Genomic DNA, 22,598 nt, shown 5'->3' with positions numbered 1-22,598 from the left:
CGCAAGGGTTCCCCCGCTTATGGGGGTGGGCTCCGTGTTTCTACGGTGAAGCCGTTCTGCTTCCGGAACAACTCCCCCACTCCCCGGAGGACTTCAGTGAAGTCACGTCTGAAACTGCTCGGTCTGGTCGCCGCGCCGGCCCTGGTCACCGCGGTCGTCCCCGCAGCCCATGCCGCGAACGCCCCGCAGCCGCACGCGACCCGTGCCGCCATCGCCGGAGACGTCCTGCCGGGCCTGCAGCACAGCGCGGCCCGCACCGGAAACGTCGCGGCCGGCAAGCGGATATCGGTGGCGATCAGCCTGACTCCCAGAGGCGGCACCGCACTGGACACCTTCGTCGCCGAGGTCAGCGACCCGCGGTCGAGTTCCTACGGCCACTACCTGACGAAGCACCAGTTCGCCGCCCGCTTCGGCCGGACCGACGCCGAGATCAAGCAGCTCAAGGACTACCTTCACGCCCAGGGCCTGACCGTCGGCACCGTCCACTCGGGCAACCTGCTGGTCGACGCCGGCGGCACCGCCGCCCAGCTGGAGAAGGCCTTCGGCACCAAGCTGTCGACCTGGAAGGACGCGAAGACGGGGCGTTCCTTCTACGCCAACGACAGCGCGCCGACGCTGCCGACCGCCATCGCCTCGATCGTCAGCGACGTGGCTGGCCTCAACAACCGCGTCCAGCTGCACCGTCAGGCGACCCCGCGCACCGTATCCCCCCACAACGGCCCGGGCGGCGGGTACACGCCGGCCCAGCTCAAGGGCGGCTACAACGTCTCCGGCACGTACACCGGAAGCGGCCAGAAGATCGCGCTGCTTGAGTTCGACGGCTTCCAGCAGTCCAACATCACCACGTACGACAACAACTACAGCCTGGGTTCACCCACCCCGACCGTGCAGAAGGTGGACGGCGGGTCCGGCGCGCTCGGCGACGGCCAGGTCGAGGTCGAGCTGGACATCGAGGTGCTGCACGCGATCGCCCCCAAGGCGAACGTCACCGTGTTCGAGGGCCCCAACTCCGACGCGGGCGAGGTCGACACCTACCAGGCCATCGTCGACAGCGGCATCCCGACCACCTCGATCAGCTGGGGTGCCGCCGAGAGCGCCCGCACCACCTCGGGCATCAACGCGGTCGACGCCGTCTTCAAGAGCGGCGCCGCCCAGGGCCTCGGCTTCTACGCGGCCTCCGGCGACAGCGGCTCCGACGACGCGGGCGACGGCGGCACCTCCGTCGACTACCCGGCCAGCGACCCGTACGTCACCGGGGTCGGCGGCACCAAGCTGACCGTCACCTCGTCCAACGCCTGGAGCAAGGAGGTGGCCTGGTCCGGCGGCGGTGGCGGCAAGTCCTCCGTCTTCAAGATCCCGAGCTGGCAGACGGCGGTGCAGAAGAGCGCCGGCGGCGGCTACCGCCAGGTGCCGGACGTCTCGGCCCACGCCAACCCCAGCCCCGGCGTCTCGATCTACTCGCAGGGCTCCTGGAGCTCGGTCGGCGGCACCAGCGCCGCGGCCCCCGAGTGGGCGGCGTTCGCGGCCCTCTACAACCAGCAGGCCGCGGCGGCCGGCAAGGCCAAGCTCGGCTTCGCCAACCCCGCCCTCTACGCGGCGAGCGGCACCGGCTTCCACGACATCACCAGCGGCAGCAACGGCGCCTACTCCGCGGCCACCGGGTGGGACTTCACCACCGGCTGGGGCTCGTACAACGCCGCCACACTGGCGACCAAGCTGCTCGGTTGACGACCGACCGACAGAGCGCGGGCCGGCAGTGATCCCCGGCCCGCGCTGCCGCGTGACGTCGGAACCTCCGATTGCGCGTCCCGGAGGAACAGCGGTGGAGCGAGCGGCACGTGGTCCCCGCCCCTGATGGCCGCCTCGGAAGACCGCCGACGAGGAGAGAGCAGCAACAACGCCCGCTCCAACGCGCACCTCAGAGCAGCCTTGAGATGCATTCATCCCCGGCGTGAACGCCGGGGCCTTCTGCAGGAGTCCCGGTAGAGCTGAGTGTCAGCCACAACGCCACCGCGGCAGCGGACACGACGGCCGTCACGGCGCCGACGGCCAGCCCCCACCGCACGCCCGCGTGCTGGGAGATCCAGCCGATGGCGGGGCCGCCGATTGGGCTGCCGCCCATGGAGATCACCGTGTAGACCGACATCACCCTGCCCCGCATGGCGTCGCCGACCTCCGACTGCTGACTATGAGCACACCGGCGATCGCCGGACCGATCAGGCGGGCAGCGTTGAGGGACGGGATGTTCAGTCCGGCCGCCTTCGGGATCAGCGCCCGGCCGACCAGTTCCGTGACGAAGGACAGTCGCGCGGGGTTCTCGACCGTGAACACGCAGCCGAGGGCGAACGACAGCACATACAGCATCCACAACGGGGCATGGCCCAAGAGCACCATGGTGGTCAGGAGCAGCTCACGTCGAGGACTGGTCGGCAGCCCGGTTGTTGCGGTCGATCTCCGGCATATGTGTCTCGGCCCAGAGCCGCAGGACGGAAAGCGGACCTTCCAGGGACAGGCCCAGCTCGGTGAGACGGTAGTGCACCGCAGGCGGCACGGTGGGCTCCACGCGGCGCGCCACCAGGCCGTCGCGGGCCAGGCTCTGCAGCGTGGCGGACAGCATCTTCTGCGAGATGCCCGGGACACGGCGCCGCAGCTCCGCGAAGCGGACCTCGTGCGGGGACTCCTCGGCCAGCACTTTGACCGTCATCGACGTCCACTTGGTGCCGATGCGGTCGAGCAGCTGACGTGTCGGGCAGCGCGGGTCCAGCAGGTCGCCACGCTCACCTGGCCGCCTGTCATGTCCGTCGGGACCCGACGTGGTCACCTGGAGCTCACCACCTGAAGGGAAAGTGCCGTCTTGGGCGGGACAGCCTAGTTCCCTACGGTGACCACGTCACCCTTCCTCACCAGGCTTCGGAGTCCCGCCATGCCCGAACTGCGCCGCGTTGCCGTCAACGGCGTCGAACTGAACGTCGCCCTCGCCGGAGCCGGCCCGGCCGTCCTGCTGTTGCACGGCTTCCCGCACACCTGGCAGGTGTGGACCGACACCATGGCCGGCCTGTCGGGCAGCCACCGCGTCATCGCGCCGGACCTGCGCGGCTTCGGCGCGAGCGGCCCCGCTGCCTCCGGGTACGACGCGGGCACCCTGGCCGACGACGCCGCGGCGCTCCTCGGCGCGCTCGGGGTGTCCTCGGCCGCTGTGGTGGCCGTCGACGCCGGCGCGCCGCCGGCCTTCCTCCTCGCCATGCGCCGCCCCGGCCTCGTCGGGCGCCTGGTCGTCATGGAGTCCCTGCTGGGAAGGCTGCCCGGCGCCGAGGACTTCCTCGCCGACGGGCCGCCCTGGTGGTTCGGCTTTCACGCCGCCGCGCCCGGCCTCGCCGAGACCGTGCTGGCGGGGAACGAGGCGGCCTACGTCGACTGGTTCCTGCGGGCCGGCACGCTAGGTGACGGGGTACGCCCCGACATCCGGGACGCCTTCGTCCGCGCCTACACCGGCCGGGAGGCGTTGAGCCGTGCGTTCTCGTACTACCGGGCCCTGCCCGAGAGCGCGGCACAGATCGAGCGGGCGGCCTGCACGGCCCGCCTGACCGTGCCGACGATGGCGCTGGGCGCCCGCCCCGTCGGCTCGGCGCTGGAACGCCAACTCCGGTCCGTCACCGACGATCTCACCGGACACGTCATCGACGACTGCGGCCACATCATCCCGCTGCACCGGCCGGAGGCCCTGCTCGCCCTGGTGCGCCCCTTCCTGGCCGGCTACGACCCGAGCGCAGCGTGACCGGACGCGCCGGGCGGCCGCCGCGCTCGTGAGCCACTTCTGCCAGCCGACGGTCTCCGGCAGCGGCGTGCCGAAGATCGTGGCGCCGACATTGGCCGGCCCCTTCCTGACGCCGTAGACGGACGGACCGCTGAAGAGGGGCAGGAAGGCGTACTGCGCCAGTTCCTCACGTTCGCTGGCGTTTGCGCGGGCGGTCTGCTTGGCGGGGTCGGAGATCTCGGAGGCGGCGTGGATCTGCTTGTCCAGCTCCGGACCTGCTCGCCGCGTGGTTCCTCGACCCGACGTCCAACTACCGCGGGCTGCGCCCGGTCCGCACGGAGGACCAGATCGACCGCGCCCTGGCGCCGTACAACCTGGGCCCACGGGTCCCGCTGGCCGACCGGTGGTGGCACTGGTTCACCGGTGTGGTCCTGCACTTCGACTGGGGGGAGTCCCCGGTCGGGGCACCGGTCAACTCCGAGATCGGCTTCCGGGTCGTGGTCAGTGGCCAGCTGGTCACCGCGGACGTTCATGCGCGGTATCCGGACGCCGGTCAGCACGACGTCGATCCCCGCGTCCTTAGCGCGAAGAAGGCGCGGGCCGCGCTCAGCACCTCGTCGCGCAGTGGTGCGGGGACGCCGTGCCCGGTGACGTAGAAGAAGCCGACTTCGTGGGCGGCGGAACGGAGTTCGGCGAGGAAGGCGTCACGGTCGGCGCCCGGAGCGCGGAAGCGGGAGATGTCGACGACGGGCAGGGCTGTGGGCTGGGCCATGGGGATTCCTTCGCGGCACGGAAGGCCGACTGCGCATCACAACCGCCCTGGGACGTGGGCCGGTTGAGTGGCAGAAGCGGGATCAGGCGGAAAGAGAAGGAGAGAGGGTACGGGTCGCGAGCCGTGGAACGGCGATCAGCGACAGACCTGGTCGAACTGGTCGGCGCGGCGGCTCACCCAGAACGGGTCGAGCAGCACCGTGTGTGCCGTGCCAGAGGTCTCCATGACCGGATCAAAGCACACCTGGGAAGGTGCGTCCACCACGCATCCCGCAACGTGAGACATCCTCGTTGTGCTGGTGAATACCGCCGCCGCTGTGGTTATCTGGCTGCATGACCGTGCTCGTGACCCGCCGCCACGTGGACTACGTGCGTGTCACCACCACGGGTTGTTCCGCCGCGAGCTGACGCCGCGCTCCGGCTTCTGACCAGCACCTTTCCCACCGCTTCACGCTGACCGCCGCCCTCCGTCGAGGGCGCTTCCAGCGCTGCGGTTCCCTCACGCCTTTCCACTCTCACCCTCCGCACAGGGAGCAGCACCATGAGCCAGCCCATCGACTCCGTCACCGCCGGCCACACCCCCGAGGAAACCTCCGCCGGGCCCGACACCTCCGCGTGGTCCTTCGAGACCAAGCAGATCCATGCGGGTGCCGCACCCGACCCGACGACCGGGGCGCGGGCGACGCCGATCTACCAGACGACGTCGTTCGTGTTCCGGGACACCCAGCACGCCGCCGACCTGTTCTCGCTGGCCGAGCCCGGCAACATCTACACTCGTATCCACAACCCCACCCAGGACGTCTTCGAACAGCGGATCGCCGCGCTGGAGGGCGGGGTCGCGGCGGTGGCGTTGTCCTCCGGACAGGCCGCGGAGACCCTCGCGATCCTGACGCTGGCGAGCGCGGGGGACCACATCGTCTCCAGCACCTCCCTGTACGGCGGCACCTACAACCTGTTCCGGCACACGCTGCCCAAGTTCGGCATCGAGGTGTCCTTCGTCGACGACCCGGACGACGCCGAGGCCTGGCGGACGGCGGTCCGGCCGAACACCAAGGCGCTGTTCGCGGAGACGCTGGGCAACCCGCGCGGCAACGTGCTGGACGTGCGGGCGGTCGCGGACGTGGCGCACGCGGCGGGTGTGCCGCTGATCGTGGACAACACGGTTCCGACTCCCTACCTGTTGCGGCCCATCGAGCACGGCGCGGACATCGTCGTGCACTCGGCGACCAAGTTCCTTGGCGGGCACGGCACCGCGATCGCGGGTGTCGTCGTGGACGGCGGCACCTTCGACTTCGGCGCCCACGCCGACCGTTTCCCCGACTTCACCGAGCCTGACCCCAGCTACCACGGTCTGCAGTACTGGCCCGCCCTCGGCCCCGGCGCCTTCGCCATCAAGCTCCGGGTGCAGCTGCTGCGTGACCTTGGTCCGGCGCTCTCCCCGCACTCCGCGTTCCTGCTGCTCCAGGGCGTGGAGACGCTGAGCCTGCGCATCGAGCGGCACTCCGCGAACGCCCAGGCCCTGGCCGAGTGGCTGGAGCAGCGCGACGAGGCCGCCGCCGTCCACTATCCGGGACTTGAGTCCAGCCGCTGGTACGAGGCCGGGCAGAGGTACCTGCCGCGCGGTGCCGGTGCCATCGTCTCGTTCGAGTTGCGAGACGGCATCGAGGCGGGCAAGCGGTTCGTGGACGCCGTCGAGCTCTTCAGTCACCTCGCCAACATCGGCGACGTCCGCAGCCTCATCATCCACCCGGCGTCCACCACCCACAGCCAGCTCGACGAGGAGCAGTTGGCGGCCACCGGCACCTCCCCCGGCCTGGTGCGGCTGTCGGTCGGCATCGAGAACCTCGCCGACCTCAAGGCCGATCTGGAGGCAGGGTTCCGCGCGGCCAAGGGCGCGTCCTGAACACCGTACTGACGCCCTCCGAGGTCCCCCTCCCGCCGGCCACCGGGGCCTGGCGGGAGGGGGACCCGCCCGGGCGTCGCCAGTGGTACGCCCGCGAGAAGGCGCTTCCGTTGGAGGCGGGCGGTGAACTGCCGGGCGTCCGGCTGGCGTTCGAGACGTGGGGGCGGCTCGCGTCGGACGCGTCCAACGCGGTCCTCGTCCTGCATGCCCTCACCGGAGACAGCCACGTGGTCGGCCCCGCCGGACCCGGGCACCCCACCCCCGGCTGGTGGGACGGCCTCATCGGACCGGGACGGGCCCTGGACACGGACCGCTGGTTCGTCGTGGCGCCGAACGTCCTCGGCGGCTGCCAAGGCAGTACCGGGCCGTCGTCGCTCACACCGGACGGCCGCCGCTGGGGCGGCGATTTTCCCTTCCTGACCCAACGTGACCAAGTCGCTGTCGAGGCCGACTTGGCCGACGCGCTGGGTATCGCCCGTTGGGCGCTGTTGGTCGGCGGCTCGATGGGCGGGATGCGGGCACTGGAATGGGCCGTGTCGTATCCCGAGCGCACCGGCGCCCTGCTGCTGCTCGCCTCGACGGCCGCGGCGAGCGCCGAGCAGATCGCCTGGGCGAACATCCAACTGCACGCCATCCGCGCCGACCCGCACTGGCGCGGCGGCCACTACCACGACACCGGTCAAGGACCACACGCCGGACTCGGCCTGGCCCGACGGCTCGCCCACGTCACCTACCGCAGCGAGCCGGAACTCGCCGTTCGCTTCGGCCGTACGCCCCAGGGCACGGAGGACCCCTGGAGCGGCGGCCGGTACCAGGTCGAGTCCTATCTCGACCATCACGCCGCCAAGTTGGTGCGCCGCTTCGACGCGGGCAGCTACGTCGTCCTGTCCGAGGCCATGAACAGCCACGACATCGGCCGGGGCCGCGGCGGCATACGCGCCGCCCTGCGCCAGGTGACCGCCAGAACACTCGTGGCCGGGGTCGACTCCGACCGCCTCTATCCACCGTCCCAGCAGGCGGAACTGGCGTCGGGCATCCCCACCGCCGATGACCTCCGGCTGATCGAATCCCCCTACGGCCACGACGGCTTCCTCATCGAGGTGGAGCAGGTCGCCGCTCTCGTGGGAGAGCTCGTCCGCTGAGCGGGTCCGGGGAGTCCCGGCTCGCCGAGCGGCTCAGCCGCCGAGTTCCAGCGGCAGCGCCGGATCCTTGGACCACTCCTCCAGCGAGCCGTCGTAGACGGCAATGTCGTCCCGGCCGAGCCGGGTGAGGGCGGGCGCCGTGCCCGCGGCCGAGATGCCGCCGCCGCAGTACAGGACGACCGGTGAGTCGGCGCCGTGGAGGACCGCGTCGGCGCGGGCGGCGAGTTCGGGGCCGGGCAGCACACGGCCCGCGAAGTCCAGCAGGTCACGGCCCGGAAGGCTGCGGCTGCCGGGGATGTGGCCGCGGCGGCTGTAGCGGGTGGGAGCGGAGCCGTCGAAACCGCCGGCCGTGCCCCTGCCTAATAACTCATCCATGCAGGTGGGAGCAGCTACCGCGGGTGTCTGAGCGTCGTGACGCGGTGGACGTCTGCATGCGCCCACGTGAGCACGATCACCGCGACATGATGGGTGGTCGTGCTGCTGCGACCGGCATACCTGGGCGTGACGAACGCGTTCGCGTTGCTGCGACTGCTGCCGATGGGTGACCGGGAGAAGGATTAGAGATCCTGGCCTTGCGCCACCAGGTCGCCGTGCTCGAGAGGCAACTGAGCGGGCAGCGGGTGCGATCCGACGCGGGTGACCGGGCGCTCCTCGCCGCACTGCTCCACGGTCTGCCGCGAGAGGCGCTTCGCCGGATCCGGTTGCTGGTCCGGCCGGACACGGTGCTGTGCTGGCACCGCGACCTGATCGCCCGACGTCACGCCGCCGCCTCCCAGCCCAAGCGAGGCGGCCGACCGCGTACCGTGCATTCCATCCGAGCACTTGTACTGCGTCTGGCCAGGGAGAACCCGAACTGGGGTTCTCGGCGCCTGCACGGCGAACTGCTCGTCCTCGGGGTGACGGTGGCGGCGTCCACCGTCTGGGAGATCCTCAAGGACGCGGGCATCGACCCAGCGCCCGAGCGAGCCTCGAGCACCTGGGCGGGCTTCCTGCGTTCCCAAGCCGACGCACTGCTGGCATGCGACTTCTTCGAAACGGTCACCCTGACCGGAGCACGGCTGTACGTGCTCCGGTCAGGGCACACGAACCGGCGCATACGGATCCTGGGCGCGACTGCTCACCCGACCGCCTCCTGGGTGACCCAGGCCGCAAAAAATCTCGTCATGGACCTCGAGGACACCGGCTGTCGAGCCCGCTACCTGATCAGGGACCGGGACGGGAAGTTCCCCAAGCTGTTCGATGCGGTCCTCCAGGACGCTGGCATCGAGATCGTCCTCAGCGGCATCCGGATACCCCGCAGGAATTCGATCACGGAGCGGTGGGTGCAAACCTGCCGCCGAGAACTGCTGGACCGGACACTGATCTGGAACCAGCGCCATCTCCTTCACGCCCTGCGAGAGTTCGAGATTTTCTACAACGAGCACAGGCCGCACCAGGGCCTCGCGGATGCCCGCCCTCTGCGTCCGTTGCCCGAACCAATCGACGATCCGGAGCGGATCGCACGCCTCGACATACGACGACGCGCGAGGCTCGGCGGCACCCTGCACGAGTACGCGCATGCGGCTTGACCAGCATGGATGAGGTATTCGGCAAGAGCAGGATCAACGACGCGCAACGTGAGAGGGAAGCGGCACAGAAGAAGCTCGACGCACTGCCCACCCTCACCCGGAAGAAGGAACCGCCCCTCACGGCCCACCACATCCGGGAGATTACCGAGAGGCTTGGAGACATCGCACAACGTATCCAAGACGCCGACGCCGACAAGAAGGAGCCCCTCTACGACGCCCTGGGCATCACGATCACGTACGACAACGCGAGGAGGACCGCGACCGTTAGGTCGAGGCCCTCGCCTCCGTATCGTTATAGCGAGTGTCCGAGGGGGGAGTTGACCACTGACGATACGGTCGTGATCGCCCAAGGACGGCTCCCACCACAAGATCCTCCGGGGTGAGCCCACCATCTCCTCGAGAAAACCGGTCACCTCCGCCCTGCACGACGGCCGCGACTCCCACACCACCAGTTCACCCTGTGCGGGCTACTGCACCTGTCGCATCGCAACCTTTCTGCGAGGCGGTGTGCAAGGTGGAGCAGGTCTGCCAAAATGCAGCACCCGCCCATGGAATCCTGGGAGGGGGAACTGGACGGCTGGGTCCAATGGGCGGGGATTGCGTCCAGCCGTAGTACGCCCCCACGAGGCCTCCGATCACCGCGGCGACAGTGTCCGTGTCACCGTCAGGTCGATCGCCGCGCGTATCGCCTCGTCGAAGCTGGTGGTGGTGCGCAGGGCCCAGACAGCGGAAGCCAGGCAAGGCCAGACGGCACCGTTGAACTCGGTCGCCTGGTCAGGGTGCCAGTCGGGCGCAAGGATTGTGGCGTAGCGGCCACGGTGGTCGGGGTCGACAAGAGTCAGGAGTTCATGCCGGCCTCCGGACTCGGACGTACGGATATGCACCAACGGGACCTCGATCTCGGCGTGTTGAGGAGGTAGAGAGCCTCACGCCAGAACCAGGTCCCGTTGCCATGCCGCGACCTCTCGCAGCCCGGACCACCTCGCACAACAGTCCAGATCACACCTTCGCTCCACGGATTCGCGAAGGGTTCTGAAGGCGAACAGCGGTCGTCATACCGCGCGCAGGCTGATGTCCCCGTCGTCAGTGCCCGTCGCAAGCAGCACACGGCCGTCAGCGTCAGCCATGGCTGCGACGGACATTCCGACAGAAGATTCGTCAACGAGGAGGCCGGTCACGGCGTGCCATTGGCGAACGAGCCCGCTTTCGGACGAGGCGATGATCCTGGGTTCGCCTGCGATGTCGACGGAGACAAGGGAGCCCACCATTTCCCCGGTCTCGATGGGCGTTCCGAGAGGCTGTCCGGTGGCTGCGTCCCACCTGTGGAGTACACCGTCGCTGTCCCCGCAGGTGAGGATGGAGATGCCTGCCTGGGATGCCAGGAGGTCGATGTCGAGGATGTCGGCGTTCACCATTTCACTGACACCGATGAGTTCCCCGGTGGCCGCGTCCCACCTACGAATGGTCCCGTCGTCGCTCCCCGATGCGATCAGAGCGCCGCGTCCGGGAACAGATCCGGAAGCCACACATTTGACGCTGCTTCGGTGTCCGGCGAGCGGAACTCCTGCCTTTGCGCCTGTCACAGCGTCCCAGCGATACACCAGATGATCGTTGCCCGCGCCAACGAGCAGGGTCCTACCGACACCCGCCGTGAAGGCGTCGAGCCCCCAGATGGTCCCCGGGCTGAGCTCCTCAGTTTCTTGCAGCGGGGTTCCGGAAGACGAATCCCATCGCTGCACGCCGACCTCTGTCGCGGCTGCCAAGACATCCTTTCCATCGCACTTGACAGCAGACAAATCAAAGCAGCCGTGCCTGAGTTCCCCCTCTTGAGTGGCCCACAAGAGATCCCCCGACGTCGCGTCCCAGCAGCACAGTCGGCTCTCATGGCCGGCTGCCCCGGAGATCAGGACGATTCGCTCCGACGAGAGTCGCCCGAATAGTAGTGGCCACACAATTCCGTGGTGTGCTGAAATGATACGAAGCTCGCCATTACTGTGTGTAACCTGCGTCATTGCCTCTCCAGTGCGACTAACAAGGTCGGGGATCCGGCGCTGCCCTGGTAAGGGGCCTGGACCTGGGAGACCTTGCCCCGTTCGTCGTACGAGGTCGTGGTGGTGTTGTTGTCCGGGTCCGTGGACGTCGTCTTCAGGCCGTCCTTGTCGTACCCGGTCTTGGTGACCTTCCCCGCCGCGTCCGTGACCTGGTAGGGGCGGTGGTCGAAGTCGAAGTCGGTCTTGGTGGTGTAGTCGGTGGTGTCGGTGGTGGCGTTCTTGACCGGGTCGATGACCTTGGTGGCGTTGCCGACGTCGTCGTACTGGTACGACATCTTGTCGCCGTTGGCGTTGACGACGTCGGTGAGCTCACCGATGGAGTCGTAGGTGTTGGTGGTGACGTAGTCCGTCGGATCGGACGTGGTCAGGGTGCCCTTGGGCTCGGTGGTGGTCTTCAGCTCGCCGATCTTGTCGTAGGTGTACGACGTTGTGCGGGTCGGGTCGGTGGTGTGGTCCTTCGGCGCGGTCGCCGAGGTGACCTCGTCGGCGTTGTCGTACACGGCAGTGGACACGGCCCCGTTGGGCGCGGTCGACTGGGTGATGTTGTCGTTGGCGTCGTACACCGGCGCCGGCGAGGTGATGTAGACGCCGCCCGCCTGGTCCTTGGGCACCTTCTTCACCAGCGGCCGGCCGTACACGTCATACGTCTGCGTCGTCGTGTGGCCGAGCTGGTCGGTCACTGAGGCGACCTGCCCAAGCGGGTCGTACGCGGTCTTGACCGCCTTGTTGTACGGGGCCGGGCCGGTGCTGGTCTGCGGGTAGCCGTTCGGGTCGAACGAACTGTAGGTGCTGGTGTGCTGGTTGGCGTCGGTGACCGAGGTCAGCTCGCCGTAGGAGTCGTAGACGTAGGCGGTGGTGTAGTCCCCGGCGGTCGAGGTGGAGACGCCCTTGGGGTCGGTGACGGAGGTGAGGTTGCCGAAGGTGTCGTAGCCGAACAGCCACTGCCGGCCCTCTGGCGAGGTCTTGGTGTACAGGTCGGCGCTGTAGCCGTTCGCGTGGGTCTGGTACGTGTAGACGGTGGCCGGCCAGCCGTTCTTGACCGCTTCCGCGTCCTGCATCGTCAGCGGATAGCCGGTCTTCGGGTCATACGTCCACTTGGTGGTGGCGCCGTTGTCCTCGATCAGCTGCGTGACGTTGTTGTCCGCGTCCCAGGCCAGTTTGGTGACCTGGTTCTTGGCGTTGGTGGTCTGCACCGGCCGCGCGAAGTCGTCCGTCACATACGTGGTGACGTGCGACTCGGCGTCGGTGACCGTGGTGTCGGTGAACGCCGGCGTGCCCGTGTCGGCCGCATACGCGAACCCGGTGGTGTTGGTTAGGCGGTCGGTGATGGTCTTGGCCCACCAGTGGTACTTCGGGTCGTCACCGGTCTGCGGGGCGTAGTACGCCAGCTGCGTGGCGTGCCCGCGCGGGTCGGTGATCTTGACGAGCTTGACGTTCTTCGTCCCCTGCGTGGCGTCGTAGGTGAAACCGAACACCTTCGGCAACAACGCCTACTTCTTCGCGCAGAACATTTGGATGCTCCCGCAGGGCATCATCACGGTCTCGGTGGTCACCGCGATGCTGCCGCGGACGAGCCGAGCGGTGGCCGAGCAGCGCCTGGGCGACGTCCGCGAAGACCTGTCGCGGGGCCTGCGGGTGACCGGCGTGGCGATCGTCCCGGCCGCCTTCTTCTTCCTGGCCTTCGGACCGCAGATCGCCACGGTGATGTTCTCCTACAGCAGCAGCGGAGCGGCCTCGGCACAGCCACTCGGCCAGATGCTGCAGGCCTTCGCACTCGGCCTGGTCCCCTTCTCCGCCCAGTACCTGCTGCTGCGCGGCTTCTACGCGTTCGAGGACACCCGCACCCCCTTCTGGATGGCGGTCTGGATCTCCGGCCTCGACATCATCCTGGCCACTGGCTGCCGCCTCTTCCTGCCCCCGCGCTGGGCCGTCATCGGCATGGCAGCCGCCTATGCAGCGTCCTACGCCGGCGGCCTGCTCGTCACCGGGCTCAAGCTGCGCCGCCGTTTGGAAGGCCGCCTGGACGGCAAGCGGCTCGTGGGTACGTACGGGAAACTCACGGCTGCGGCGGGCGTCGCCAGCGCCGTCGGCTGGGCGGTGGCGCGCATCTGCTCCGGTGCCGTCGCCGCTCCGGTCGTCGGCTCTGTGCTGGCGCTGGCTGGCGGCGGTGTCACGATGATGGTGCTGTTCGTGCTGCTGGCCCGCCTGCTCCGCGTCTCGGAACTGCGGAGTCTGCCCGGCCTGGGCTGACCAGTAGCCGCGGGGCGCGGAGCGTATCGGCAGCTGGGACCAGGTCGCCGCGGAGGCGCAGGCGGCGCAGGCGGCGCCAAACACCGCCCGGTCATGGCCCACCGCAGCATCATCGGCAGTGTGGAACGAGCCGTCGCCCATCTCATCGAACTACACGACGGCGCTTTCCCCGCCTGGCTCCCGCGTTTCGACCAGCGCCTCGGGTCCGGGGAGCAACTGACCGCCTGGCCGGATACCATCGGGATCCAGTGGGATCGCCTGCCCGCCCACCCTGAGTTCGCCGCCGCGAAGCCGACGGAGTACGGGCCGCTCGCGGTGTTCCATCGGCCTGAGCGGTGACCGCCGCTCCGCGGCGGACAGCGAAGCCGATCATGTGACGTGCCTGTCCGACCGACCTACTCGAGGCCTCGTCGCCCAGACCAGCGCATTCAGGTTGGACAACGCTCTATGCGGGTCAGAACCGGGAGACGGGTTGGTTCCACCGCACGTTTCGACCCTGGGTCCTGGTTGCGATCAGGGCTTGGGTGGCCGGCTCGGGCTCTAGGCCGAGGTCGGCGAGGTGCCGCTCGAGGCGTGTGTAGGTATGCCGGGCGGCATCGTGGCGGCCTGCAGTCTGGTAGAGGCGGATGGCGTGCTGGGCGAGCCGTTCGGTGGTCAGGGTGCAGGGCGGCAAGGTGTTCCAGGAGCTCGAGGGCTTCTTCTCGTTCCATCTCTGTGGCGTCGGCTCGTTCGGCGTGGCGGGCCAGACGCAGGGCGGCGTCGTTGGCCTGGGTGGCGAGGTGCTCGCGGACGGTATCGGCCCATAGGTGCCCGATTCCCCTACCGAGGAGAACCCGTGAATCCCGTGCTCGTACTCACCGCCCTTCAGCCTGCGTTCGAGAACCCTCCGGCTCAGGCAGCCTCCCCGACCGCACTCCGACGCCTGGTCGATGCCCGACGTGCCCTGTTCGCATCCGCATCACGACCGTCTACGAGGTGGGGTGCATGACCGACTCGACCATGCCCTCCCCGGCCCTGCTCGCCTGGGCCGCCAAGGAACTCGACTGCTGCGGGACCGTCGTTCCCGACCACCGGGCCGACCAGATCCCGGTGAAGTTGATCAGGCGGAAAGCCTCGAAATGCGAGAACGTCAAGCCGTCATCAGCGTCGACTTCGCTGACCAGCTCCTCGCCATCCTCGACCTGCGCGGCCGCCACGATCAACCCGGCCATCGCCGCCCTGATCCGCGATGCCGGCGATCCCGCGCTCGACGACCGCATTCACACCCTGCACACCGAGCTCGACGTCGCCGGCCTCACCTCCATGGCACGCACCCTCGAACTCGCCGCGGCGTTCCGCCAAGCCGTCCTCGAGGACCACGACGCACTTGCCGCCACCTCTCCCGGCTGCGCGAGCGGATCCAGAACGGGGACTACGCCTACTACATCAACATCGGCTCCTTCATGGCCGACCTCCCCCTCCCCGCCAGCCACACCGCGCCGCACTGGCTGGATGGCGAACAGGCAACCCGCACCCTATGGCGCCCTCGTCACCACCCGCCAGCACCACCTCCACCGGTAACAGCAAAGGGGACGCGCCGCCGCCCCGCGCGCCAACGTCCGACCAGCACACACGGCTGCGGTCCGCGAACAGGCCAGGTGTTCGCGGGCCGCAGCTTCAGGAGCACCAGAGGCAAGGAGAGAAGCCGTGCCCCGCAGTCCCGACGACGACGTGCCTCGCCGTATGAGCAATTCCGATACGCAGCTCAGTGCCGATCAGCAGCAGGCCGCCATCAATGACCGGACGACCGCGCGGCGGCGTGTGCACCGGCAATCCGAAACGTCGGCGTGAGCTCACAGCCACAACCGTCGGCACCCACGCTCGTGTCGCGGAGGGTGGCACCCGAGCGGACGGGAGCGTGTGTCCGGCCTGACGAAGGCGACCGGCGACCGCGCGAGCACGACGCCCGTTCCGCCCGGAGGAGATGCGCCGGAAGGTTGCACCCTTCTCGCCCGCGACGGGGTACACGAGAGCGTCCGAGCGTGGACAGGGACGCACGTCGCCACTGTTCGTCACCTACGACGGGTCTCGCCTCCACGGATTACGGCCACTCCGCCGTGCCCCCGGACGGCGCAGCGCCCGCCATTCCTCCCTGGTGCACGCCGCGAGGAATGGTGGGACGCCGCAGGAAGTGCGCCGTGGCGGAGCGGGATCAGTCGGCCAGCCGGTTGATGGCGGCGGCAGCGATGCCTTCCATGTAGCCGGGGTCGTCGCTGGGCTGACCGGAGAGTTCGACGATGCCGAACCTGTGACCGCTGCGGATGACCGCGACACCGCCGGCGGCCCCGCCGTCACCGCTGAAGGCCGGGTACCACCTGCCCTCGCCGGCCTTGACGGTGATCGTGTGCCCCTTGCCGTAGTACCAGTGACCAGCCGGCTCGACCTGGCAGCTGCGCACCAACTCGTTGAGCTGCTTCTCGTACGAGGCCGCCGACGTATCGGTGGAACCGTCTGCGACGGATTCGGTCAGCAAGGTGTCCTTGGTGTCGAAGGTCCAGGTCACGTCGGCATAGGCGCCGGCCTTCCCCTTGGTCAGCATTCGCATCGTCTCCTCGCCGGAACACGCCGAGAGAGCCTGCTTCCCGGTCATGTCCACCGTCGCGCCGACCGGGGAGAGGCCCTGCTGGAAGAAGTCGTCGCGCTGGATCAGGTTGTCGGTGCCGAGGCGGGGCTCAGCAGGAGTGGCTGTGGGCGCGGTTGCCGGCCGGTTCGGCAAGCCCGTGTCCGCGCCGGCGGCAGCGGGATGTGCGCCGATACCGACCGCGACCAGGGCCGCACCGATGGAGGCTGCTACTCCTGCGGTACGACCGCGGCGCGAGAACTTCTTGCTGGCAGCTTGGTTGTCGAACATCTCATCCCCCTGTGTGGTCACAATGCGGCTTGGGTTCTCGTACACCCAGGGAGATGCACGGGGTACTGGAGATGTTGGACAGCGATCTGCTGCGATCGGTGTGATCCGCCTCACCTCTGTGAGCGAGATCGGGGTGGTCTCAGAGCTGTGTGACGGCCGCACGGACGATCCGCGTCATCGCGGCCGTGTCCAGGCAGGCGTCGACCTCCAGGACCCCGTAGTGGGAACCGTTGCGGAGTACGGCGATGCCTCCGCACGGCTCCTTGCCGCGTGGTGCGGTCCCTGCGGTGTTCAGGTCACCGTCGTAATAACCCATCCAGCTCGCGGCGATACCCCGAGCCACATCGATCGTGTGCGTCGGCCCGTAGACCCAGTGGGTGGCCGGTTCGTTCTGGCACGGCACTTCCTCCAGCAGGAGGCGCTGGAAGAAGTTCTGGGCCAGTGCCGGGCTTCCGGCGTCGGCGGCGACTTCGCGCGCGACCTGTTCGTCGATGTTCACCGCCAGAGTGGGGTCGCTGTGGTCCGCGTGCGTGGTCGTCATCAACCCGCGGAAGTGTGCGTCCGACTCTCCCAAGGTCTGGTCGAGGGTCTTCTCCCCGGCGCAGGCCGCGTTGGCGTAGTGACCGTCTCCCACACGATCCCGTACGTAGATGTGCTTGGAGAACCCGACCTTCCTGAACTCGGCCGCTGCCAGCAAGTGCCGGTCCGTCATGGGTCCGCCGGCGGGCTTCGGCGCGTCGGAGCCGTTACCCGGCGAGGACGGCACAGCGTCCGGCGTCACTGCCCGAGTGGTCGGAGCAGAGCGAGTGGGCAGGACGAACCGGCCGGTCAGCAGGCCGAGCCCGACGGCCACCGAAAGAATGACGACGATCGTCCGAGCTCGCACGGCAGCACCTCCCGGCTCCTACTCAAGCTGAAATGCCGGTTGACACCGGAGCGTTGGAATTTCTCAGAAGCCGCCGCCGAGGCGGTCCCGCATGAAGCGGCGAGCCTGGTGGATGCGGTCCTTGACCGTGCCCAGGGGAGCGCCGGTGATCTCAGCGACCTGAAGATAGGTCAGGTCTCCGAGATCGCGCAGCACGAAGGATTCCACCAGGGCCGGATGCCGCTCCTCGAGCGCGGCCAGCGACTCCATGAGATCCAGGCGGGTGCCCGCGATGACGCTTGTCGTTCGAGGGTCGACGCCCTCGGGAAGGACCGCGTGACTGTCCTCCGCGCGCCGGCGCATCGAGCGGTACGTGGCCCTGGCGGCGTTCGAGGCGATCACTGTCACCCACCCGAGGAACGAGCCCCGTCCGCTGTACTCCTGCAGATGTGTGCTGATGGACAGCAGAGCGTCCTGCGCGGCCTCTTCGGCGTCGGCGTGGTGCGGCAGGAACCTGGAGCAGCGGCGCATGACCGTGGGGCGAAGCTTGACGAGGAGGCGGTCCAAGGACGCCCGGTCACCTGCCCGGGCGGAGGCCACGAGCTGTGCCATTTCGTCCTCGTCGATCACCTTGCTGTCCCCCGTTCTCGTCCGACCTGAAGTCCGCCTGGCCACACCGCGGTTCCCGGCTCCGGCGCCTCCGGCAGAATATAGCCACATGCAGAAGCTGGGCCGTTATCTCCTCGAGAACAGGCTGGGAGCCGGTTCGTTCGCCACCGTCTGGAAGGCATACGATCCGGAGCTCGACACGGACGTCGCGGTCAAGGTGCTGGCCGACAACTGGGCGTCGAACGCCGATGTACGGGAACGATTCCTGGCGGAGGCGAGGCTGCTCCGCAAGATATCCAGCCCACGTGTCGTACGCGTTCACGACGTCGGTGTCCAGGACGACCGGCCCTACTTCGTCATGGACTACGTCCGGGGCGGCACGCTGGCCGAGAAGATCGGGCACTGCCTGCCCGCGGAGGCACTCCATCTGGCAGCCGAGGCCGGATACGCGGTTCAGGTGCTTCATGACACAGGCGTCGTCCACCGCGACATCAAGCCGTCGAACCTCCTGCTCGACACCGGCCGCACGCCCACTGCCGTAGTTGTCGCAGACCTCGGCAGCGCGAAGCGACTCGCTGACGCGTCGGGGTTGACCGTGACCACCGGCACTCCGGCGTACATGGCGCCCGAGCAGGCTTTCCAGACCGGCGGGTTCGATGGTCGAGCCGACGTGTACGCCCTCGGTATCGTGACGTTCGAGCTGTTGACCGGCAGGAAGCCGTTCGGTTTGGGCGGTCGTCTCACCCTCACACCAGAGCAGGCATCGACGTCTTCGCCCCCAAGGATTCCCAGGGAGCTGGGGGTTCCGAACGGCGTCGACACACTTCTTCGTACCGCGCTGTCCGTCGATCCCGAGGACCGACCGCAGACCGCTCAGGCGTTCGCGGACGCGCTGCTGTCACGGGGAGGAGGGGAGTGGGCGCCGGCCACGTCTTCGCGGCCGACACGCCTTGCGGTTTCGCTTGCGGCGGTCGTCGTGTACTTGGTGACAGCGGTGCTGACCTGGTTGGTTCGCTGAACGCGGATTCCCCGTCGGCGTGCAGATCCGAAGAGCAGGCGAACATGCCGTTTCCGAACACTGTCGCGAGCGCCTCGGGAGGCTGGCGGTTTCTATCGGTGATTGCGAATCACCTGGTCAATGGGCTTGTGAGGCACTCTCGCATGGCTTCGGCGGGGGGTCTTTTGTCACCAAGGACGACGCGGGGGCGACGGTTGAGCTGGCGGGCGACTTCGCGAAGATCGCACGCTGTGTGGACGGACAGGTCAGTTCCCTTGGGGAAGTATTGCCGCAGCAGGCCGTTCGTGTTCTCGTCCTTGCCGCGCTGCCAGAGCGAGTGCGGGTCGCAGAAGTAGATGCGGAACCCGGTCAGTGCTCGACGTCCTCGTGCAGGGTCAGTTCGCGTCCCTGGTCCCAGGTGAGCGTCCGCCGTAGCTGGGGCGGGATGTGCGCGGTCTGCGTGATCAGCGCGTTGCGCACCTGCGGAGCCTTCCAGCCGTGCGGCAGATGGTGGCCGTTGCGCAGGCCCAGTCCCCCGATGTCCTCGCGCCAAGAGCACACCAGGGCCCACGGGCGCGCCATTCCTGCCAGTCGGAGGCAGGGCGGACGATTTCGGCATCTACCCCTCTGGGGATCAACTCTGTCTCGATGCGGACCGGAGTCTTGATGCCGAGGAGGTCGGCGCAGTGCTTGGAGATGGCGAGGAGCGGTCGTTGGCCCGCAGGGTGGGGTCGTCGTCGATCAGCGGCTCGCCGGTAACCGGGTGCAGACAACACACCCCTAGGACGGGTGGCCGGGATACGCTCGGCGGCGCGCTGCACACGGTCGAGCCACTGAAGTTCCCTGGGCCGCGATGAGTTGTACGTCCGAGGCTACCGCATCTTCTGAGCCTGGTTCCTGGATCTGACCAGGGCTTGGGTGGCGGGTTCGGGTGCCAGGCCGAGGTCGGCGAGGTGATTTTCAAGGCGGCTGTAAGTGTGCCGGGCGGCGTCGTGGCGGCCTGCGGCCTGGTAGAGGCGGATAGCGTGCTGAGCGAGCCGTTCGTGGTCGGGGTGAAAGGTGGCCAGGTGTTCCAGAAGCCTCAGGGCCTCGTCTCTCTCCCGTGGTGTGGCGTCGGCTCGTTCGGCTTGGCGGGCCAGGTGGAGGGTGGCGTCGGTGGCCTGGGTGGCGAGGTGTTCGCGGATGGTGTCGGCCCATAGGTAGTCGCTTCCTTGGGCGAAGGGCCCGCGGTAGTGGGTCAGGGCATCGCGTACGGCGGACAGAGAAGCGTTGTGCGTCTCAGGGTTGCTGGGAGCGGAGAAGGCTTCTTTCAGGCAGCGGGTGAAGTCGGCGAGGTCGGTTTCGACGAGGTCGTGGTGGAGTTTGTGGAGTTCTCCTTGGAGGAGGATGAATTCTTGTGCGGTGATTCCGGTGGCTGCGCGCAGGCGCGGCGTACGGCGCGGCGCAGGTTTTTCAGTGCGTTTTGGTCACTTCCGGGAGCGAGGTGGAGTTTGTCGGCGATGTCGGAGGCGAGGAGGCCGGCGGGGTGGGCGGCGAGCAGGGCGAGGAATTCGTGGACTTCGCTGCGCAGGTTGGTGCCGATGGGGTCGGGGTTGCCGCGGGCGTAGAGGGTGATGGGTCCCAGCACGTGGAGCCGTACGGGCTTGTTCTGCGTCGGGCGTGAGGTCTCCGCCGGGTGCGGCCTAGCGTGCGGGTCATCGGGTACGGGCTCGGCTGGCGGATCGGGGTGCTTGCTGTTGGCCGGCTGACTGGGGATGGGGAGGATTCGCAGGCGGGGGCGCTGGCCGTGGGCGGTGAGCAGGACGTCGGTCATTTCCCGTCCGGCCTCGGGCGTGAGGTGGAACAGCCGGAGGAGACTGGCGCCTTGGCCGGGGGTGGTGGTGCCGTCGGCGGCGATTTGCCAGCGTGCGGCGCCGGGCAGGCCAGCGCCCAAGGTGAGGACGATCAGCGTTTCTGGGCGGCTGCGGGTGGCCAGTGCCTGCAGTTGTCCGGTGTGGGCGGCGTCCGGCACGGCCAGCAGCAGGAGAGTGCCTGGGCCACTCTGCCCAGCGGGGTCGGTGTCCGTCGGCCCGGTGGCCGGGTGCGCGGCGTCGTGTTCGTCCTGGGTGCGGGCGTGGGCGATGAGGTGCTGATCGGCGGCTTGGATGGCGTGGGCGAGATCGGCGCTCTGGGCCAGGGCGGTGAACTGGGCGGGGAGGCCGAGGAGCAGCGTGTCGGCCAGGTCTTCGGGGACGATCGCCGTGATGTGCGGGGGCTTGGAGCGCTGGCGTTCGGCGGCGGTGAGGATACCCACTAGCAGGGCCCGGGCTGCGCCTTCTGCGCCAGGCCCGGTCCAGGTGCAGCCTGCGGGCGTGGCGAGCTCGTCGAGCAGGACTTCGATGTCGTCTCGGACGCCGATGGTGACCGTGTGCGAGGGCTGGGGTGGTCGGGGCGGGGTGCGGCGGGTGATCAGAGCGTCGGGATCCTGTGGTCGGCGGGGTTGGGTGGCCGCGTGGGCTGCTTCACGCCTCCTTGATGTCCTTCCGCAGCCGGTCGGTGACGGGCACCGGCTGGGCCTCCGGGAGGACGGCTGTCGGTGTCGAACCGCCGGGTGCAGGGGCCTGGGCGCGGGGCGCGAAAGGGTGACGGAACACGCCCGTCGGGTCGGGCGCGCCGGCCGGCCCGACATCGGCCGGGCCAGGCTCCCGGCCTGGCGGCGGGAGGAATGGCAGCAGCCGCGCGTACACCTCCTGCGTGTCGGCGGGCCGCGCCTCGGGCGCCTTGCGCAACAGGTGCAGGACCAGCTCCTCCAGCGCCTCGGGGACGTCGCTGCGGGCCCTTTCCACCCGCCTGGCCCCCGACTTGGGCTGCATCGACCTCAACGTGCACTCTGTGTGGGCGCTGCTCGCCGCCCGCCGGGGCCTCCTCGTCGTCGACCCGCGCCTCAACGACGACCTCGCCACAGCGGTCGCGGCCCTGCTGGACAGCAACACTGTGTCCCAGCAATCCCGTGCCGAGCTCGAATCGGTCCACTACGGTCTGAGACTGCACCGAAGTTGATCTCCTGGAGGAACCACATGACCGACGAGCGCAGCCCCCAGGACGCCGACAAGGCCACCACCGGCTTCCTGATGGAAATGGGCATGCTCAAGCGGGCCAAGCGGACAGGCTGGTGGATCGCCGGGATAAAGGACCCCGAGACCATCGCCGAGCACTCCTGGCGCACTGCCGTCATCGGCGCCGTGCTCGCCATGATGGAAGGCGCCGACCCGGCGAAGGTGGCGCTGCTGGCCACGTTCCACGACACGCAGGAGACCCGCATCGGGGACATCCCGTGGGTCGGCCGCCCGCTACATCACCGCCGCCTCCAACGAGACCGTCACCGCCGACCAGCTGGCAGGCTCCCACCCGGCGGTCGCCGAGGGCATCAAGGCCCTCATCCACGAGTACGAGAACAGCAACAGCCTGGAAGTCCTCGTCGCCCACGACGCCGACAAGCTCGACTGCATGCTGCAGGGCCTGGAGTACATCCAGCAGGGCTACCCGGCAGCCCGCGAGTGGGTCGACTCCACCAAGGCGAAGCTGAAGACCGCATCCGCGCTCCAACTCGCCGAGGCCGCCGAGGGGATGCCGATCGCGGAGTGGCAGCGCACCTACCTGCCCTGATCACACGGCCTGCACGTCCGGGCGCGGCCCAAACGCCCGCCTGCAGCGCGGATGGGAGATCGGCCACGCCGCGGCGTTCAGGGTGCCCGCGTTGTAGGGCACGGCCGACTTGGCGAGGGTCGCCGCCTCCGCCCACACCTGCACCGGCATCCG

General features: G+C 68.8%; 27 protein-coding genes and 5 pseudogenes. 15 read left to right on the top strand and 17 right to left on the bottom strand.

Going from position 1 to position 22,598, the window contains the following annotated elements:
- The first annotated feature begins 96 nt into the window (after positions 1–96).
- Positions 97–1,728, top strand: a complete 1,632-nt coding sequence (locus tag ACZ7L1_RS16025) for a S53 family peptidase (protein ID WP_471437661.1) — start codon at positions 97–99, stop codon at positions 1,726–1,728.
- Positions 1,729–1,918: 190 nt separating this feature from the next.
- Here the strand turns inward: ACZ7L1_RS16025 and ACZ7L1_RS16020 are convergent, their stop codons facing one another.
- Genes ACZ7L1_RS16020 through ACZ7L1_RS16010 form a run of 3 tightly spaced genes read right to left on the bottom strand, consistent with a single transcriptional unit; the run spans position 1,919 to position 2,821 of the window.
- Positions 1,919–2,146 (bottom strand): hypothetical protein, encoded by a 228-nt coding sequence (locus tag ACZ7L1_RS16020; RefSeq protein ID WP_471437659.1) that lies wholly within the window; start codon positions 2,144–2,146, stop codon positions 1,919–1,921.
- Positions 2,146–2,403 carry an MFS transporter gene (locus ACZ7L1_RS16015; RefSeq protein WP_471437782.1) on the bottom strand — a complete coding sequence of 86 codons (258 nt, stop codon included), beginning with the start codon at positions 2,401–2,403 and terminating at the stop codon, positions 2,146–2,148. The genes ACZ7L1_RS16020 and ACZ7L1_RS16015 overlap by 1 nt, the downstream gene beginning before the upstream one ends.
- A gap of 7 nt (positions 2,404–2,410) precedes the next feature.
- A complete protein-coding gene (locus tag ACZ7L1_RS16010) occupies positions 2,411–2,821 on the bottom strand; it encodes a winged helix-turn-helix transcriptional regulator (protein ID WP_471437658.1) in 411 nt (136 codons plus the stop codon).
- 102 nt (positions 2,822–2,923) lie between these two features.
- Here ACZ7L1_RS16010 and ACZ7L1_RS16005 point away from each other — a divergent pair, with 102 nt between their 5' ends.
- Complete coding sequence (locus tag ACZ7L1_RS16005) at positions 2,924–3,775, top strand: alpha/beta fold hydrolase (RefSeq protein ID WP_471437656.1); 852 nt, start codon at positions 2,924–2,926, stop codon at positions 3,773–3,775.
- 532 nt (positions 3,776–4,307) lie between these two features.
- On the opposite strand, the gene ACZ7L1_RS16000 is transcribed toward ACZ7L1_RS16005, so the two are convergent.
- Positions 4,308–4,526 (bottom strand): 2-oxoglutarate and iron-dependent oxygenase domain-containing protein, encoded by a 219-nt coding sequence (locus tag ACZ7L1_RS16000; RefSeq protein ID WP_471437655.1) that lies wholly within the window; start codon positions 4,524–4,526, stop codon positions 4,308–4,310.
- 540 nt (positions 4,527–5,066) lie between these two features.
- Here ACZ7L1_RS16000 and ACZ7L1_RS15995 point away from each other — a divergent pair.
- Together ACZ7L1_RS15995 and metX are read left to right on the top strand one after the other, a co-directional pair.
- A complete protein-coding gene (locus tag ACZ7L1_RS15995) occupies positions 5,067–6,428 on the top strand; it encodes a bifunctional o-acetylhomoserine/o-acetylserine sulfhydrylase (RefSeq protein WP_471437653.1) in 1,362 nt (453 codons plus the stop codon).
- Positions 6,425–7,570 carry a homoserine O-acetyltransferase MetX gene (metX, locus tag ACZ7L1_RS15990; RefSeq protein WP_471437780.1) on the top strand — a complete coding sequence of 382 codons (1,146 nt, stop codon included), beginning with the start codon at positions 6,425–6,427 and terminating at the stop codon, positions 7,568–7,570. Before ACZ7L1_RS15995 ends, metX begins: the two co-directional genes overlap by 4 nt.
- A gap of 33 nt (positions 7,571–7,603) precedes the next feature.
- On the opposite strand, the gene ACZ7L1_RS15985 is transcribed toward metX, so the two are convergent.
- Positions 7,604–7,945, bottom strand: a complete 342-nt coding sequence (locus tag ACZ7L1_RS15985) for a sulfurtransferase (protein WP_471437651.1) — start codon at positions 7,943–7,945, stop codon at positions 7,604–7,606.
- Positions 7,946–8,044: 99 nt separating this feature from the next.
- On the opposite strand from ACZ7L1_RS15985, the pseudogene ACZ7L1_RS15980 reads away from it, so the two are divergent.
- Positions 8,045–9,138, top strand: a pseudogene (locus ACZ7L1_RS15980) (integrase core domain-containing protein).
- Positions 9,139–9,143: 5 nt separating this feature from the next.
- Positions 9,144–9,521, top strand: coding sequence for a hypothetical protein (locus ACZ7L1_RS15975; RefSeq protein WP_471437650.1), 378 nt, complete (start codon positions 9,144–9,146; stop codon positions 9,519–9,521).
- A 26-nt stretch (positions 9,522–9,547) separates the two neighbouring features.
- Here the strand turns inward: ACZ7L1_RS15975 and ACZ7L1_RS15970 are convergent.
- From ACZ7L1_RS15970 to ACZ7L1_RS15960, 3 genes and pseudogenes are all read right to left on the bottom strand, one after another.
- Positions 9,548–9,980, bottom strand: a pseudogene (locus tag ACZ7L1_RS15970) (ADP-ribosylglycohydrolase family protein); the annotation flags it as partial.
- 210 nt (positions 9,981–10,190) lie between these two features.
- The gene (locus ACZ7L1_RS15965) at positions 10,191–10,901 is read right to left on the bottom strand and encodes a WD40 repeat domain-containing protein (RefSeq protein WP_471437649.1); all 711 of its coding nucleotides are present in this window, start codon (positions 10,899–10,901) and stop codon (positions 10,191–10,193) included.
- A 245-nt stretch (positions 10,902–11,146) separates the two neighbouring features.
- Positions 11,147–12,670: pseudogene (locus tag ACZ7L1_RS15960) on the bottom strand (DNRLRE domain-containing protein); the annotation flags it as partial.
- Between ACZ7L1_RS15960 and murJ the strand changes: the two are divergent.
- Positions 12,651–13,439, top strand: a complete 789-nt coding sequence (gene murJ / locus ACZ7L1_RS15955; RefSeq protein ID WP_471437648.1) for a murein biosynthesis integral membrane protein MurJ — start codon at positions 12,651–12,653, stop codon at positions 13,437–13,439. The pseudogene ACZ7L1_RS15960 and the gene murJ overlap by 20 nt on opposite strands.
- 93 nt (positions 13,440–13,532) lie before the next feature.
- Positions 13,533–13,778 carry a hypothetical protein gene (locus tag ACZ7L1_RS15950; protein WP_471437646.1) on the top strand — a complete coding sequence of 82 codons (246 nt, stop codon included), beginning with the start codon at positions 13,533–13,535 and terminating at the stop codon, positions 13,776–13,778.
- Between the two features lie 115 nt (positions 13,779–13,893).
- Here the strand turns inward: ACZ7L1_RS15950 and ACZ7L1_RS15945 are convergent, their stop codons facing one another.
- Positions 13,894–14,112, bottom strand: a complete 219-nt coding sequence (locus ACZ7L1_RS15945) for a BTAD domain-containing putative transcriptional regulator (protein ID WP_471437644.1) — start codon at positions 14,110–14,112, stop codon at positions 13,894–13,896.
- Between ACZ7L1_RS15945 and ACZ7L1_RS15940 the strand changes: the two genes are divergently transcribed.
- The 3 genes from ACZ7L1_RS15940 to ACZ7L1_RS15930 all read left to right on the top strand — a co-directional run bounded on the left by ACZ7L1_RS15940 (position 14,099) and on the right by ACZ7L1_RS15930 (position 15,269).
- Complete coding sequence (locus tag ACZ7L1_RS15940) at positions 14,099–14,245, top strand: hypothetical protein (protein WP_471437643.1); 147 nt, start codon at positions 14,099–14,101, stop codon at positions 14,243–14,245. The genes ACZ7L1_RS15945 and ACZ7L1_RS15940 overlap by 14 nt on opposite strands.
- A gap of 178 nt (positions 14,246–14,423) precedes the next feature.
- Complete coding sequence (locus ACZ7L1_RS15935; RefSeq protein ID WP_471437641.1) at positions 14,424–14,999, top strand: hypothetical protein; 576 nt, start codon at positions 14,424–14,426, stop codon at positions 14,997–14,999.
- A gap of 126 nt (positions 15,000–15,125) precedes the next feature.
- On the top strand, positions 15,126–15,269 hold the full coding sequence (locus ACZ7L1_RS15930; RefSeq protein WP_471437640.1) for a hypothetical protein: 144 nt from the start codon (positions 15,126–15,128) through the stop codon (positions 15,267–15,269).
- A gap of 361 nt (positions 15,270–15,630) precedes the next feature.
- On the opposite strand, the gene ACZ7L1_RS15925 is transcribed toward ACZ7L1_RS15930, so the two are convergent.
- From ACZ7L1_RS15925 to ACZ7L1_RS15915, 3 genes are all read right to left on the bottom strand, one after another.
- On the bottom strand, positions 15,631–16,329 hold the full coding sequence (locus tag ACZ7L1_RS15925; protein ID WP_471437639.1) for a hypothetical protein: 699 nt from the start codon (positions 16,327–16,329) through the stop codon (positions 15,631–15,633).
- Between the two features lie 139 nt (positions 16,330–16,468).
- Positions 16,469–17,215, bottom strand: a complete 747-nt coding sequence (locus ACZ7L1_RS15920) for a hypothetical protein (RefSeq protein ID WP_471437638.1) — start codon at positions 17,213–17,215, stop codon at positions 16,469–16,471.
- 63 nt (positions 17,216–17,278) lie between these two features.
- Entirely contained in the window at positions 17,279–17,824 is a 546-nt protein-coding gene (locus ACZ7L1_RS15915) for an RNA polymerase sigma factor (protein ID WP_471437636.1), read from the bottom strand.
- An 88-nt stretch (positions 17,825–17,912) separates the two neighbouring features.
- Between ACZ7L1_RS15915 and ACZ7L1_RS15910 the strand changes: the two genes are divergently transcribed.
- Positions 17,913–18,821 (top strand): serine/threonine-protein kinase, encoded by a 909-nt coding sequence (locus tag ACZ7L1_RS15910; protein ID WP_471437635.1) that lies wholly within the window; start codon positions 17,913–17,915, stop codon positions 18,819–18,821.
- A gap of 109 nt (positions 18,822–18,930) precedes the next feature.
- On the opposite strand, the pseudogene ACZ7L1_RS15905 reads toward ACZ7L1_RS15910, so the two are convergent.
- The 4 genes and pseudogenes from ACZ7L1_RS15905 to ACZ7L1_RS15890 form a co-directional block, all read right to left on the bottom strand.
- Positions 18,931–19,310: pseudogene (locus ACZ7L1_RS15905) on the bottom strand (IS30 family transposase); the annotation flags it as partial.
- 362 nt (positions 19,311–19,672) lie between these two features.
- Complete coding sequence (locus tag ACZ7L1_RS15900) at positions 19,673–20,113, bottom strand: AfsR/SARP family transcriptional regulator (RefSeq protein WP_471437779.1); 441 nt, start codon at positions 20,111–20,113, stop codon at positions 19,673–19,675.
- Positions 20,110–21,093: a hypothetical protein gene (locus tag ACZ7L1_RS15895; protein WP_471437633.1), complete on the bottom strand. Its 984-nt coding sequence runs from the start codon at positions 21,091–21,093 to the stop codon at positions 20,110–20,112. Before ACZ7L1_RS15895 ends, ACZ7L1_RS15900 begins: the two co-directional genes overlap by 4 nt.
- A 208-nt stretch (positions 21,094–21,301) precedes the next feature.
- A complete protein-coding gene (locus ACZ7L1_RS15890; RefSeq protein ID WP_471437632.1) occupies positions 21,302–21,652 on the bottom strand; it encodes a hypothetical protein in 351 nt (116 codons plus the stop codon).
- 10 nt (positions 21,653–21,662) lie between these two features.
- Here ACZ7L1_RS15890 and ACZ7L1_RS15885 point away from each other — a divergent pair, with 10 nt between their 5' ends.
- From ACZ7L1_RS15885 to ACZ7L1_RS15875, 3 genes and pseudogenes are all read left to right on the top strand, one after another.
- Positions 21,663–21,839, top strand: coding sequence for a hypothetical protein (locus tag ACZ7L1_RS15885; RefSeq protein WP_471437631.1), 177 nt, complete (start codon positions 21,663–21,665; stop codon positions 21,837–21,839).
- A 17-nt stretch (positions 21,840–21,856) separates the two neighbouring features.
- A pseudogene (locus ACZ7L1_RS15880) lies at positions 21,857–22,072 on the top strand (HD domain-containing protein); the annotation flags it as partial.
- Positions 22,073–22,133: 61 nt separating this feature from the next.
- Positions 22,134–22,445 (top strand): HD domain-containing protein, encoded by a 312-nt coding sequence (locus ACZ7L1_RS15875; protein WP_471437777.1) that lies wholly within the window; start codon positions 22,134–22,136, stop codon positions 22,443–22,445.
- On the opposite strand, the gene ACZ7L1_RS15870 is transcribed toward ACZ7L1_RS15875, so the two are convergent.
- Positions 22,446–22,595 carry a hypothetical protein gene (locus tag ACZ7L1_RS15870; protein WP_471437800.1) on the bottom strand — a complete coding sequence of 50 codons (150 nt, stop codon included), beginning with the start codon at positions 22,593–22,595 and terminating at the stop codon, positions 22,446–22,448.
- Positions 22,596–22,598: the final 3 nt, after the last annotated feature.

It is taken from the genome of Streptomyces sp. NPDC107546 (genome assembly GCF_055639175.1).
Note: the sequence above shows the minus strand (reverse complement) of the source record. Positions and strands in the feature narration are given on the sequence as shown.